General features: G+C 42.4%; 12 protein-coding genes. 3 read left to right on the top strand and 9 right to left on the bottom strand.

Features of this window, described 5'->3' with window-relative positions:
* From rng to EXT48_RS16560, 6 genes are all read right to left on the bottom strand, one after another.
* Positions 1–1,473 carry a ribonuclease G gene (rng, locus tag EXT48_RS16535; protein WP_045990521.1) on the bottom strand — a complete coding sequence of 491 codons (1,473 nt, stop codon included), beginning with the start codon at positions 1,471–1,473 and terminating at the stop codon, positions 1–3.
* A gap of 3 nt (positions 1,474–1,476) precedes the next feature.
* Complete coding sequence (locus tag EXT48_RS16540; protein WP_130165064.1) at positions 1,477–2,043, bottom strand: nucleoside triphosphate pyrophosphatase; 567 nt, start codon at positions 2,041–2,043, stop codon at positions 1,477–1,479.
* Positions 2,043–2,525 carry a rod shape-determining protein MreD gene (gene mreD / locus EXT48_RS16545; protein WP_026001073.1) on the bottom strand — a complete coding sequence of 161 codons (483 nt, stop codon included), beginning with the start codon at positions 2,523–2,525 and terminating at the stop codon, positions 2,043–2,045. The genes EXT48_RS16540 and mreD overlap by 1 nt, the downstream gene beginning before the upstream one ends.
* Positions 2,515–3,357: a rod shape-determining protein MreC gene (gene mreC / locus EXT48_RS16550; protein WP_010376644.1), complete on the bottom strand. Its 843-nt coding sequence runs from the start codon at positions 3,355–3,357 to the stop codon at positions 2,515–2,517. The genes mreD and mreC overlap by 11 nt, the downstream gene beginning before the upstream one ends.
* Positions 3,357–4,400 carry a rod shape-determining protein gene (locus EXT48_RS16555; protein WP_010376642.1) on the bottom strand — a complete coding sequence of 348 codons (1,044 nt, stop codon included), beginning with the start codon at positions 4,398–4,400 and terminating at the stop codon, positions 3,357–3,359. Before EXT48_RS16555 ends, mreC begins: the two co-directional genes overlap by 1 nt.
* Before the next feature lie 67 nt (positions 4,401–4,467).
* The gene (locus tag EXT48_RS16560; RefSeq protein ID WP_130165065.1) at positions 4,468–6,480 is read right to left on the bottom strand and encodes a formylglycine-generating enzyme family protein; all 2,013 of its coding nucleotides are present in this window, start codon (positions 6,478–6,480) and stop codon (positions 4,468–4,470) included.
* A gap of 299 nt (positions 6,481–6,779) precedes the next feature.
* On the opposite strand from EXT48_RS16560, the gene EXT48_RS16565 reads away from it, so the two are divergent.
* The gene (locus EXT48_RS16565; protein ID WP_130165066.1) at positions 6,780–7,685 is read left to right on the top strand and encodes a 1-aminocyclopropane-1-carboxylate deaminase/D-cysteine desulfhydrase; all 906 of its coding nucleotides are present in this window, start codon (positions 6,780–6,782) and stop codon (positions 7,683–7,685) included.
* A 27-nt stretch (positions 7,686–7,712) separates the two neighbouring features.
* On the opposite strand, the gene EXT48_RS16570 is transcribed toward EXT48_RS16565, so the two are convergent.
* Together EXT48_RS16570 and EXT48_RS16575 are read right to left on the bottom strand one after the other, a co-directional pair.
* The gene (locus tag EXT48_RS16570) at positions 7,713–9,299 is read right to left on the bottom strand and encodes an EAL domain-containing protein (protein WP_130165067.1); all 1,587 of its coding nucleotides are present in this window, start codon (positions 9,297–9,299) and stop codon (positions 7,713–7,715) included.
* A gap of 910 nt (positions 9,300–10,209) precedes the next feature.
* Complete coding sequence (locus EXT48_RS16575) at positions 10,210–10,653, bottom strand: energy transducer TonB (RefSeq protein WP_130165068.1); 444 nt, start codon at positions 10,651–10,653, stop codon at positions 10,210–10,212.
* Positions 10,654–11,027: 374 nt separating this feature from the next.
* Here EXT48_RS16575 and EXT48_RS16580 point away from each other — a divergent pair, with 374 nt between their 5' ends.
* Positions 11,028–11,402 (top strand): BlaI/MecI/CopY family transcriptional regulator, encoded by a 375-nt coding sequence (locus EXT48_RS16580; RefSeq protein WP_130165078.1) that lies wholly within the window; start codon positions 11,028–11,030, stop codon positions 11,400–11,402.
* A complete protein-coding gene (locus EXT48_RS16585) occupies positions 11,395–12,618 on the top strand; it encodes a TonB family protein (protein ID WP_130165069.1) in 1,224 nt (407 codons plus the stop codon). Before EXT48_RS16580 ends, EXT48_RS16585 begins: the two co-directional genes overlap by 8 nt.
* Positions 12,619–12,723: 105 nt before the next feature.
* Here EXT48_RS16585 and ssb read toward each other — a convergent pair whose 3' ends face one another.
* Positions 12,724–13,377 (bottom strand): single-stranded DNA-binding protein, encoded by a 654-nt coding sequence (gene ssb / locus EXT48_RS16590; RefSeq protein ID WP_010376633.1) that lies wholly within the window; start codon positions 13,375–13,377, stop codon positions 12,724–12,726.
* Positions 13,378–13,382 lie beyond the last annotated feature (5 nt).

Genomic DNA, 13,382 nt, shown 5'->3' on the forward strand with positions numbered 1-13,382 from the left:
TTACATCATTACTACGTCAAACTGCTCTTGGCTATATAAGCTCTCAGTTTGAATGCTAACCTGCTTACCAATAAATAATTCAAGCTCAGCTAAATTATGATACTCATCGTTGATCAAGGCTTCGCTCACCGCTGGCGAGGCGTAAACCATAAACTTGTCAGCGTCATATGCACGATTCACACGCACGATTTCTCGTAGGATCTCATAGCAAACGGTTTCGACCGTTTTTAGTGAACCACGACCGGAGCAAGATGGACACACATCACAAAGAATATGTTCTAGGCTCTCACGCGTGCGCTTGCGGGTCATTTCTACGAGCCCAAGGGCAGAGAGTCCATTGATATTGGCTTTCGCTCGGTCTTTAGACAACGCCGTTTCTAAAGAGTGCAATACTCGGCGTTTATGCTCGTCAGATATCATGTCAATAAAGTCAATAATAATGATACCACCAAGGTTTCGTAACCTTAGTTGCCTCGCAATTGCTGACGTCGCTTCAACATTGGTATTAAAAATCGTCTCTTCGAGATTACGATGGCCAACAAACGCGCCAGTATTAACATCAACCGTTGTCATTGCTTCCGTTTGGTCAATGATAAGGTAGCCACCAGACTTTAACTCAACCTTTCGATGTAGTGCTTTTTGGATCTCAGTTTCAACATCAAACAAGTCAAAAATGGGGCGTTCACCGGGGTAATACTCAAGTGCACTTGCGAGTTGGGGAACAAACTCTTCAGTAAAAAGCTTTAGCTCTTGGTAGGTTAACTTTGAGTCAACACGGATACGCTCCATGTCCTCACCAACATAATCACGCAAGGTGCGAAATGCTAAGGTAAGATCCTCGTGCAAAATTTTTGCTTTACTCGTTTTACGGCGGCGGGTCACAATTTTTTGCCAAAGCTTTTTCAAAAACTCCGCATCATGCTGTAATTCGGCTTCGGAAGCACCTTCGGCAGCGGTACGAACGATAAAACCACCGTTTTCGTCATTATATTGTGCAACGATCTCTTTTAACCGGTCACGCTCTTGTTCAGTTTCAATACGCTGACTCACACCCACATGCGTCGCGTCTGGCATAAACACCAAATAGCGTGAGGGAATAGTGATGTCCGTTGTCAGTCTAGCGCCTTTTGTGCCAAGCGGATCTTTGACTACTTGTACCATAATGAACTGGCCTTGTTTAACCAGCTCACGAATATCCTGCACTTTCTTAACTGGGGACTCTGCCACCCCCTCTTCGATGGAAGCGCTGTTCACGATATCTGACGCATGTAGAAACGCCGCTTTTTCCAAGCCGATATCCACAAAAGCAGCCTGCATACCAGGAAGAACTCGGCTTACTTTGCCAAGATAAATATTACCGACGATGCCGAGGTTACCGATCCGTTCAACTTGAACTTCTTGCAGCACCCCATTTTCGATTAAGGCTACGCGACTTTCACTTGGGGTGACATTGATTAGTAGTTCGCTACTCATATTTTATTTTAAAAACCGTTGAATTAATTCGTCTGTCTCATATAAAGGTAAGCCGACAACTGCAAAATAGCTACCTTGGATCTCAGTTACAAAGCGTCCACCTACCCCTTGGATCCCGTAACCACCCGCTTTATCTTGCGGCTCGTTGGTGTCCCAGTAGGCATCAATTTCAGTTTCACTGAGCGTTTTAAAAGTCACATTGGTCACAATCACATCGCTCAGTACTTTGCTTGTATCTGCAAGTGCAATCGCCGTCATCACCTGATGCGTATGACCAGAAAGACGCTGCATCATCGCTTTGAAATCCGTTTTATCACGAGGCTTACCAAGCGCTTCTCCGTCAATGACAACCACAGTGTCACTGCCAAGAACCGGCCTGTCGGTATACCCTAGCGCCACACCTGATTGCGCTTTTAAACACGCTAAACGTTCCACAAGCTGTAGTGCGGTTTCACCGTCTAGCGGACTTTCATCAGCATCAACACTAAATTGCTCGAACGAATAGCCAAGCTGAGAAAGCAGCGCTTTGCGACGCGGAGAAGCCGAAGCTAAATATAAAGAAATAGACATTATCTGATCCTAAACTGTCTACGATATTTTCTCAGCAGTGGGAATATCCACAGCCAGCACACCATACCCGTAACTGCAGGCCAGAGATAATGCGGGTTAAAGTAGATATCAAGCAAGAAATGATTAAGCCAAAATTGTAACAAATGATAGAGCGCGAGAAATAGCCCGATCAGCACTGCTTGCTGCCAGATGGAGAAATTACGAATTTTCTGAAAGTTGCTGGCGGTAATATAAATACAAATGGAATAGGTCAACGAGTTCACCCCGAGTGGCGCGCCCATCGCTAAATCTATTATCAGGCCAGTCATCCAAGCCCAACCAATATTCACACGGTGAGGAACGGCCAAAGACCAGTACATCAGCACCAATAATACCCAGTCAGGACGAAATGGTTCAAGTGAAAAAGGCAATGGCATAAGTGCCATGATTAACGCAACAAAGACACTCAATGCAATCAATAAGTTGCTATGTTTACTCATGATTAATTGCCTCTTGGCTACGTTTACCTAACACCACGAGTAAGCGAATGCGATCTAGTTGTGCAATCGGCTCTGCCTGTACTTGTGCAAATGGTAGGCCTTCGTCTCTGTCAATCTCAGTAACTACAGCCACTGGATAGCCTTCAGGGAAAGTACCACCAAGCCCGGAAGTGACCAACACATCACCAATGCGAATATCCATGCTATGCGGTACATGAGCAAGGCGAACATTATTGATTTTACCCGTCCCCTCTACCACAGTGCGAACGTCATTACGCAATATTCTGACCGGTGTCGCATGGGTGGTATCTGTCATAAGCAGTACTCTTGAGGTCGTTGTACCGACTTGAGTTAGCTGCCCAACAATGCCCATTTCGTCAATAACAGCCTGCCCTTCGCTGATCCCATCAATAGTACCGCGATTAATCACCACCTGATGACTATAAGGGTTTGAATGAACAGACAACACTTGAGATATTAAACGTTGATTAGTTTCCCTAGCCGAAGCACCTAATAAGGCGCGCAATTCTTGATTTTCTTTTTGCAAAAACTGAAGTTGCTGTAATTGCTCACTCTGTATTAATTGTTTTTCTCTGAGTGCTTGGTTTTCTTGTTGCAGCTTTTCTCTGGTATTAAGGCTTTTCAGGCCCAAGTTGAACGCTTCATAGGGAATGTTAGCGACGTACAGTAACGGACTGACCAAAGTGTTTAAACTGGTTCGCACCATAGTCCCACCAACCGTGTAGCGGTCACCAATGATCAGAATAATACTAAGCACAACTGCGACAGTAAGTCGCAGTTGTAAAGGAACGGTTCGGCCAAATAATAAATTCATCAGTCGTAACTAAATACGTCACCACCGTGCATGTCTATCATCTCTAACGCTTTACCACCACCTCTTGCCACACAAGTTAATGGATCATCGGCAACCACCACTGGAATACCAGTTTCTTCCATCAACAAACGATCTAAGTCTTTGAGTAATGCGCCACCACCTGTTAATACCATGCCGTGGGCAGAAATATCAGAGGCAAGCTCTGGTGGCGACTGCTCTAGCGCAACCATTACTGCACTTACAATCCCCATCAAAGGTTCTTGTAACGCTTCTAGGATTTCATGCGAATTGAGTGTGAAAGAGCGTGGTACCCCTTCAGCTAAGTTACGGCCGCGAACCTCAATCTCAATCGGCGTTTCGCTCTTAAAAGCAGAGCCAATTTCATGTTTGATATGCTCAGCCGTCGCTTCACCAATTAGGCTTCCGAAATTGCGACGTACATAGTTAATAATCGCTTCATCAAACTTATCACCACCGATACGTACTGAAGACGAATAAACAACACCATTTAGTGAGATAATCGCCACTTCGGTCGTACCACCACCGATATCAACAACCATTGAACCCGTTGCTTCAGATACTGGTAGACCAGCACCAATTGCAGCAGCCATTGGCTCTTCAATTAAGTACACTTCACGCGCACCGGCACCCATTGCGGATTCACGGATAGCACGCTTTTCAACTTGCGTTGCGCCACAAGGTACGCAAATAAGTACACGAGGGCTCGGACGCATAAAGTTATTATTGTGCACCTGTTTAATAAAGTGCTGTAACATTTTTTCTGTTACATAGAAGTCTGCAATCACCCCATCTTTCATCGGGCGAATAGCTTTGATGTTACCCGGCGTTCGACCTAGCATTTGCTTAGCCGCAGTACCCACTGATGCAACGCTTTTTGGGCCACCTGCTCGCTCCTGACGAATCGCCACCACCGATGGCTCATTCAGTACGATGCCTTCTTCTTTTACATAAATAAGTGTGTTTGCCGTCCCTAAATCGATAGAGAGATCGTTAGAAAATAATCCGCGTAATTTTTTAAACATGAGGCTGGGTGACCTTTCAGAATTCTGTCAAACAAAGCAGCATCACCTGCTGCTCTTAATTTACTACTTATCGCTCTCGAACAAGTCGAAAACCTATATAATTCGCTCTAAAATCTGGCGCTAACGCTAAGCGAGTTGACACTCGAGCCAAACTCGGCGCGAAGTTCCATGCACCGCCACGCACTGTAACATCGCTCTGTGAAGCACGCTTTTGCGTCCATTCCCAGACGTTTCCTACAGTATCATATAAGCCATAGCTATTCGGTGAAAATTGGGCAACTGGTGAAGGACTTTTATTAGACCACTCACTGCCACACCAACCACAATTAGCTAGGTTTCTTCCGATTTCATTACCCCATGGGTACTCAGATGCAGTGCCTGCACGCGCCGCATATTCCCATTCAACTTCATTAGGTAATCTAAATTGTTGTCCTTTTTCGCCAGATAACCAGTTGGCATACGCTTTGGCATCGTCATAGGCAACACACACAACGGGAAAATTATCTGATTGCTCGTAACCTGGGTTTTCCCAATTATATTCAAGCTCCCAAACCGGTTCGCCATTTTTATAGTATGCGCAGCCTTTACCTTGTTCAGCTAAGGTTTTATATCCAGTGCTCTGTGCAAAACGGCGAAAAGCCGCCACTGTAACCTCTGTGCTCTGCATGGCATATGAATGACTCAACACTTTTTCAACAATGGGACGCTCATTTGGTAAACCATTACCCGTCAGGTCGCCCATTTTAAAAGTGCCCGCGGGGATAATAGCTAGCTCATTTTCGCTGGTTGCTACTGCGACCACTTGTACTTGTTGCGCTTCAGGCTCAGGCTTTTTCGTTACAACAGACGTTACCGATTGGCGTTTCTTCACCAATTTCGCATTAATGGTTTGTGCAGCTCGTAGGTTAATGCGTGCTTTATAAGGTTCATAACCTAATTTACGGATCTCAACATCATAAAATCCGGCAGGAATTGCTACTGTCGTTTTTGTCGCGCCGTAGCTGACTCCATTAATAAATACTTCGTCGTCGTAAACATTTGATCTTAAAGTTAACTCGACTGTTTTATCAGCCGTTTGTGACTTTTTTACAAGAGGGGTCTCCACGACTGGCTGCTTTGTAATAGTCGCAACTTCAACCGGATCACTTTGCTCGTCCGAAAAAGTCAGTTGATTATCACTGTAGACTGTCGAGTAGTTCGACTGATAATTTACGGCAAGCGGAGTGCCATACTCAGCACAATAACGATTGTCTAAGCTCAGCAGGTTACATAAGCGGCTGCTATTTACATCACCACGCATCGTTACGCTGAGATTAACGTTGTAGTTGCCTTGTCCACTAAATCCACTATTTACAACATGGCTGCTCACCACTTGAACCTGCGCGCCAGCCATATTGCGTTTTGGCTCGACAACACGGCTCTCGGTTAGGTTTGCAAAAATCTGATCAATAAAGCGCTTAGTTGCTTTTTGAAGCCCCATTTGCTGACCACGCTGTTCACAAGCCGCCAAGGTTTCTGTGCGCTTACAGTTAATCGTGTGGTCTACCTCTAGCGTACCTTCACGAGTAAACTCATTACGTAGTCGCTCTACTCGCGCTGTGCCAAGCTGATCTTTTAAGTTTTCAAGCGTATTTACTAAGGTGTGCTTAGTTACACGGACTTGCTCAATATCTTTACGCTGTGATGCAATCGCCGCAATCTGCATCGCAATGTCTTCTTTATTCTGCTTGTGATCTGCCACTGCTTGCTGATAACGCGTTTGCGCAGAAGAAATATCAATGGAAGGATCATCAATTAGCCGACGATACAACTCATTCATTGCATCTAAGGCCTGATTTTTTTCTTTGTCTAACTCACCTGAACGTTTTCTCAATAACTCAAGTTGAGACTGCAGACGCGTTTCCTCAGCTAGGTGTTTTTCTAAAACGACCGAGTATCTGTCTAATTCGCTTTGCTTATTAGACAATTCAGACTCGATGGCAGTGACCGTCGCAGTATCTTGCGCCATAGCGCTTTGAGCAACAGTACCCATGGCCAGGATCGAGGCCGAGACAATAAAAGTTAAAGGAGCAATTCGCATATGTTCCATTCCCAACAGCGGCAATTGTTTGGTCTTGTTATTTCTTATAGTTAGGGCTCTATGCTATGTACTTACAAAGTAAAACACAAGCTTTGCACAATTAATATCTGAGTTTACAACTATTAACCAGCGTCTTGCCAGTTTTTAGCTGAGATTTTGTCTATTTTTCTCTAACATCGCGATGTGTTACTAATTCGAGTCCAAAATAGCAGATAGGTAATCAAGGATGTATCACAACCTCTGGAGTGAAACGCTCGGGTTATTTATTATAGTGTGCAAAATATCAGACTGATTTCATCATGCAAACCATCACCAATATCGCCGAGTCACCAATCCAAACTATTCACCACCCGACATTGGATAAATACGGTTTAACGTTGCAGGTTAAACGTGATGATTTGCTCCATCCTGTGATCCAAGGAAACAAATGGCGTAAGCTAAAATACAACATACTCCACCTAAAGCAAGCTGGCCTTGAAGAGTTAGTCACTTTTGGCGGGGCGTTTTCCAATCACTTATATGCTACTAGCATGGCGTGCAAACTTTTCGCAATCAAAGGTCACTTAATTGTTAGAGGCCCAGAGATTGACCGGCACAACCCAACACTAAAAATGGCAAGCGCTTGCGGGCTAACACTTCATCCCGTGAGTCGAGTCGAATATCGGCAAAGAAATCAACCTGAATACATTCAAACTCTGCAAGCCAAGTTTGATAATGCTTATCTCATACCAGAAGGCGGCACTAATGCACTTGCACTGCAAGGCGTTGAAGAGTTAGCGCATTCCTTACCTCAAAGTGATTATGTCATGACGGTTGTAGGTAGTGGCGGCACAGTGGCAGGACTAATCTCGGGATTACCTAACCACACGCAGGTTTTAGGTGTTACGGTACTAAAAGGTGCTGAATACCTAGCACAGGAAATACATGAATTAATCACAGCTCAGCGCTGCGCGCCATGGCAGCTACTCCATGATTTTCACCACGGAGGTTACGCCAAGGCTACACCTGAATTGCAGAGATTTTGTCATGAAATGAAGGTAAAATATCGTTTGCCTCTTGAGCCTATTTACACTGGTAAACTGTTTTACGCCATTTTCACTTTGGCTCAACAAGGATACTTCAAAAGAGGCAGTGTGATCACCGCAATCCATACCGGCGGCTTACAAGGATTAGATGGTTTGAGATATCTGGCAAATAAAAAGTAGACCTGATCAGCTCATGCGGTTAGCGTTTTAGTGAATATCAGCGAGCTGTTGTAACGGTGCGGAGAAATAATGACCTTGGGCCCCTTTCACTCCAAGCCCCTTGATGCAACTCAGTTCAGCAATGGTTTCAATCCCCACTGCATATACTGGGATACCCAAGCTTCTTGCTTGAGCGACTATTTGCTTTACTGTGCGTTTACGATACGCAGACTTTTCAATGCCGTGTACCAGCTCATAGCTAAGCTTGACAGCTTTTACCAACTCGGCAAGCGGTGAGCGTCCTAGCGTCAGAGCCTGCGTAACGTTATCCAAATAAATATCGCATCCAAGTCGGTTCAACCTATCAAAAGCTGCTAGCAAACGCTCTCCATGTTGATAGACCTCTTCTATGCTAAGTTCAAAGCCTATTGCCGCACCACTATGAGACGCAATGAGCTGCCCCTCTAGCCAATCAATAAACTGGCTATCCACCCAACTCGAGATATGTAAGTTAATACTTACCTTACCAAAACTCCTTTCCTGCTCATAAACAGACAACACCTGCTTCACTATCGCTCTATCCAGAAACTGAAATTGCTCTGGGGTATAAAGGTGTTGCATCACCTGCTTGGCCGAAATTCGCCCCATTTCTTTGTGAGTCACTCTTAGTAGCGCTTCGCTTACAATTACGTCTTCGGCTAAAAAGTCGAACAACGGCTGGAAGAATAAGGAAAACTGTCCGGCTTTCAGATAACTCAGCAAAGCCTCACCATCTTCGTTAAGGCGTTTTGCCAATAACTCTGTGAGATGAACTAGATGAGTATGTTGCCACACTTGATTTTGCGCGATCGAAAGCGCTGATTTTGCGCTCTGATAAACCTGTGTCTGTTGTTTATTTTCCTGATAAAAACAAGCGCCAAGTTTCACTTTGCTGCGAGATAAATCCCCCCGAAACTCTAGCAATACTCGAAAAACGATTTCGTGCATTTGCTTTGCCAAATCCATACCTTTAGTCGCCCCTATCTGCTTTACTGTCACGGCTAATGCCCCAGAAGCTAGATATTTAACTGCCACCGTCCCAAACTCTCCAACGCCTTTAACCAGCGCAAGCTGAAAATGTAACTGCAGATCAACTTCTTTAGGCGTACTGCACTGCCAATGGATTAACGCAAATAATGCATACTGCCCTTCAGGAGCGGGGGCTGGTAAAGCCACAGGCTTTTGCGCATGTGAGGTAGACTCAGCCTTACCGTATAAAAACCACCACCGGTGTACGAATAACACCAGCCCAATTGACAACAAATTGAAAAATATCAATATATATCCATGACTTATCCATATAGATTCATGGTACAAGGTAACAGTTTGGTCATTGGCAACAAATTGGTGCTCTTCTGCATTCGCAACAGGTAACAATGAAAAACCATACTTCGTAGCTATTTCACTTACTCCCGCAGCAAAAGCTTCAGCTGATAGCTGCGAAATTTCAGCCGCGGCTTCTTCGCCTTGCGTGTGAACCTGAAGGTGCAGTAAATGATTAAGAAGGAAATTTAGACACAACAACACCGCCAAACTTACCGCGACTAGCTTTTTTTGATACTGACGACTAAATCCATCTAACAGCTGAATTGGCATAATGTTTTTATTGGGTGGAAAGATAACTGAAGTGTTGTTCAAAATAGTGCAAAACTCAAGCTGGGTAAGGCTTTTATTGACATAGAAAAGTTAAGCGCCTGAGCATAAACTAGAAATGATTAAGATTTTTCGATCCATAGACTTGCCGATTAGCTTTTATACCAATGAGGCAAACCAAATGGAGTACTAAAAGCAACAACCTCAGCATATGGCAAAAAGATTGATTATTAAACCCTTATTCAGAGCGACCATCTAAAAATAATTAAATAAATTCAGGAGTCGTACAGTACGAAAACCCTTTATCAATAGTGACTTTAGCGAGATTCTTTTAGGCAATAGCGTACACCTTATGAAATCGAATTCCCAATGAAAACAACCTATATTTGTTCTGTGTAAGAAAATTGATCGCATTCTGACCGGCAAACCTAAACAACTGACACTGAAATAGGAGTTTCTATTCCCCAATCAACCAATTGAGCGGTGTGTTTTAAATTTGAATACTTTTTATAACCATCCCCCCAGTCCGTGAATCACTTTATCACTGAGTAGAACTTTTCTGACAGCGTGAAAATTCGTTTTTCGATTTATCTTGCTCAAAAGGCGCATATTTAACACACTCTAAAGTGCCTAATATATCGCTTTGAAACTCAACTGAGCAGTTAAGCTCCTACCTTACCTATGCCTTCAAATGCTTTTTCAGTGCTAACAAGAACTGCAAGGCCAGCATAGTTATCTGCCATCACACATTTCAGTGTCAGCACCTTAAAGCGCCCAGGGCAGAGCTTATCTTTGGTTAATGGTAGTTAACAAGGTATGCTCTCACTCTGGTTACGCTATCTTCTATCTTTACTTATATTCTTACTCTACCGCCATCTACAACTCGTTTCATCGTTGCTCAGCTAAAACAGTATCACTCCCCTCTAACTTGGATTTTTTCAACGTTACTAAATTGTGATGTTGCTGGTTTATCTGTAAGTGCAAATTCGATAGCCACATAATTATTACGGACTTTCTGTAAAGGTTTTGTGTAGACCCATTTCTGAACACCCAAAATTGCAGTAGCATCAAAAAGCCCGTCCTGATCAGATGCAGCTACCTGAATATCAGACACGTTCCCATCTTTTTCAATGCTGAAGTTTATTAAAACTGTGCCCTCTATACCATTTTTTACAGCATATTTTGGGTAACTAGGTAAAGCCCTTTTAATTACTGATACCTCTGCTGTACCAGTGGATTTAGAATTGTCCGCGAAGCTTTGAAAAGCCGTTAAATTGAATATTAGTAAAATCCCAGCAGAGATAATATGACCAGATCTGGCGATTCCATTCATAGTATAATTTAACCATGCCTTCATATTTATTCCTTAACAATAAAAAGTAATTTAAAAACAGCTACCATTTAAATTTAATTCTCATTCTGTGTTTGGCAGCAAAATACGATTACACATGTAATTAAAACAAAGATTACACGCGTAATCAAGATTGTCAAATGTTCAGTTGACAATAATTAAGCCCGGTATGTGCACTAAGACTATTGACTATGAAATTATTAGTGACCGTTCCGAGCAGGAAAGTGACGCAGTTAAGCCTTATTTGGATCAAATTCTGACAAAGCACTTCGCTATCCAATTATTTTATAGTTAAACATTGACCTTATTGCTTGCAATAGCTGGTGACATGTGTAATTTTCACCCAGAACAATTACATGCGTAATTCTATAGGTGATAAATTGATGGAAGTAAGTAAAGCCGAGTTCGAAATATTAAACGCGATATGGGCTAACTACCCGTGTACAGCAAAAGCTGTTATAGAGAGGCTTAACCAGCAAGGTTCTTGGCACGAGAAAACCGTCAAAACTTTACTTGGAAGGCTGGTGAAAAAGGAAGCGATTAAATTTGAAAAGTGCAGTCGTCATTACTTGTACTCCCCTCTCATAGTCAAAGATGAGTATATCATCAAAGAAAGTGATAATTTTTTAAAAAGACTATTTGGCGGAAAAGTATCACCTTTAGTTGCAAGCTTTGCTAAATCAGAAAAGCTTTCACAAAACGATGTAGATGAATTGAAAAAAATAATTTCAGATTGGGAAAACAACAATGATTAGCTGGCTCATTGAACAAACATTTGTAATAACCCCGCTGCTACTGATATTGATTTTTTTTCAGAAAATGGGCTTCAAGAAACTTAACGCGAGTGTTGTTTACTTGTTTTGGCTAATTATTCCTTTGAGCTTGCTGCTTAGTTATATTGACTTCACTCAGTTGCATGAAACAACAATTGGCAACCAAGAATTACTCAACTATCAAGAGCAACTCACTAATTATAATCAAGTTATTCAACAAATTTCAATACCGTTATTGTCAATATGGTCAATTGGCTTTTTCTTTTCAATATCAAATTACCTTACTAGTCATTTTCTATTTTTAAAACACCTTGATATAAATGAATGCTTTTCATTGAAAAAACTACTACCTGTAAATGTTAATGCATATTACTCAAGTCGCCTAAGCACTCCAATTAGCGCAGGTTTTTTCTCGAAGTTCATCGTTATACCTAAAACCTTTCACACTGATTATAGTAAGCAACAACAACTGATGATTATAGAACATGAATTACAGCATATAAAACGGGGAGATTTGTATTGGAATTTACTAGCAATGCTGATTCACTCAACGTTTTGGTTTAACCCGATTGTCTGGTATGCACGAAAATACTTTTACTTATGTCAAGAGGTATCTTGTGATGAACAAGTATTGACCAACGCGACTAAAAAACAAAAGCTCAGTTATTTAGAAGCTCTATTGTACTCACAAACTAAAGAAAATAAAAATTCTAGAATAATTTCAGCATTTTCTGATCGAGAAATTTATAGCTTTCGTTTTAACCAAATAACTTCTAGTTCAAAGCTAAACAAGTATTATTTATTACCTTCGATATTTCTTGTACTACTTCTTTACTTTTTAATGAAAAGCTCTGTAAATACAATAGAAAACATTGGGAATAGCTTGATAAAACCAATTATGCGAGTAATCCCTATTTATCCTCAAGAGGCGGCAGCTAGCAATATAGAAGGATTTGCAATTGCATCCTTTTCAATAAATAAAAATGGCCAAACAGAAAATGTTCAGATCAATTTATCTCAACCTAGTGGTGCTTTTGACAAAGAAGTGCTCAACGCAATAAAAACTTGGCGCTACACTAAACCTTACAGCGAAATCGATAAAATCGAAGTGCAAGTTGAGTTTAGACGGCAAGAAAGCACTCCCTTAAGGCTAGAAAAAGAAGGTATAGAAGGAATCTTAGTTACCCCCGAGCTATAGCAAACCTTTTACCGCTTTCACTTGCCCTATCAAAAAGTCGCACAAAAAAGCCGCTTAATAGCGGCTTTTAAGATTATTTTTCAACATTTAATATTTTGTCTTGAATTAGAACGGAATATCATCATCAAAGTCAATTGGTGGCTCCATAGGATTTGAGCTACCACCTGATTGACCATTGTTTTGGTTCTGTTGTGGTGCAAAACCACCTTGAGACTGGCCACCAAATCCAGAAGACTGCTGAGAATTCTGTTGCGATTGCTGTGGTGCGAATCCACCTTGCTGCTGGTTTGACTGGCTTTGCTGTGGCTGCGAATATTGCTGCTGAGGCGCTTGATTATAGCTTTGCTGGCCATAATTATTTTGCTGCTGTTGACCACCTTGGTACTGGCCGCCACCTTGACCCTGCTGCTCGCCACGGCCACCTAGCATTTGCATTTGGCCACCCATGTCCACCACGATTTCCGTTGTGTACTTTTCTTGGCCGCTTTGATCTGTCCACTTACGAGTCTGTAGACGACCTTCAATGTACACCTGCGAGCCTTTTCTTAAATACTCACCCGCAACTTCCGCAAGTTTGCCAAACAACACCACACGGTGCCATTCTGTACGCTCTTGCAATTGACCGGTGTTTTTATCTTTCCAGCTATCCGTAGTTGCAATGCTGATGTTAGCCACGCCGTTACCGTTTGGCATATAGCGAACTTCAGGATCTTGGCCCAGATTACCTACCAAAATTACTTTATTAACACCACGTGCCATGGCAT

Origin of the sequence: Pseudoalteromonas sp. CO348 (assembly GCF_004208845.1) — a bacterium.
In the GTDB taxonomy this organism is placed as follows: Bacteria; Pseudomonadota; Gammaproteobacteria; order Enterobacterales; family Alteromonadaceae; genus Pseudoalteromonas; species Pseudoalteromonas maricaloris.

Bases quoted from the DNA above. Each gene is read 5' to 3' on its own strand.
- rng (WP_045990521.1), bottom strand. From the start codon at position 1,473: ATGAGTAGCGAACTACTAATCAATGTCACCCCAAGTGAAAGTCGCGTA.
- EXT48_RS16540 (WP_130165064.1), bottom strand. From the start codon at position 2,043: ATGTCTATTTCTTTATATTTAGCTTCGGCTTCTCCGCGTCGCAAAGCG.
- mreC (WP_010376644.1), bottom strand. From the start codon at position 3,357: ATGAATTTATTATTTGGCCGAACCGTTCCTTTACAACTGCGACTTACT.
- EXT48_RS16555 (WP_010376642.1), bottom strand. From the start codon at position 4,400: ATGTTTAAAAAATTACGCGGATTATTTTCTAACGATCTCTCTATCGAT.
- EXT48_RS16560 (WP_130165065.1), bottom strand. From the start codon at position 6,480: ATGCGAATTGCTCCTTTAACTTTTATTGTCTCGGCCTCGATCCTGGCC.
- EXT48_RS16565 (WP_130165066.1), top strand. From the start codon at position 6,780: ATGCAAACCATCACCAATATCGCCGAGTCACCAATCCAAACTATTCAC.
- EXT48_RS16570 (WP_130165067.1), bottom strand. From the start codon at position 9,299: ATGCCAATTCAGCTGTTAGATGGATTTAGTCGTCAGTATCAAAAAAAG.
- EXT48_RS16575 (WP_130165068.1), bottom strand. From the start codon at position 10,653: ATGAAGGCATGGTTAAATTATACTATGAATGGAATCGCCAGATCTGGT.
- EXT48_RS16585 (WP_130165069.1), top strand. From the start codon at position 11,395: ATGATTAGCTGGCTCATTGAACAAACATTTGTAATAACCCCGCTGCTA.
- ssb (WP_010376633.1), bottom strand. From the start codon at position 13,377: ATGGCACGTGGTGTTAATAAAGTAATTTTGGTAGGTAATCTGGGCCAA.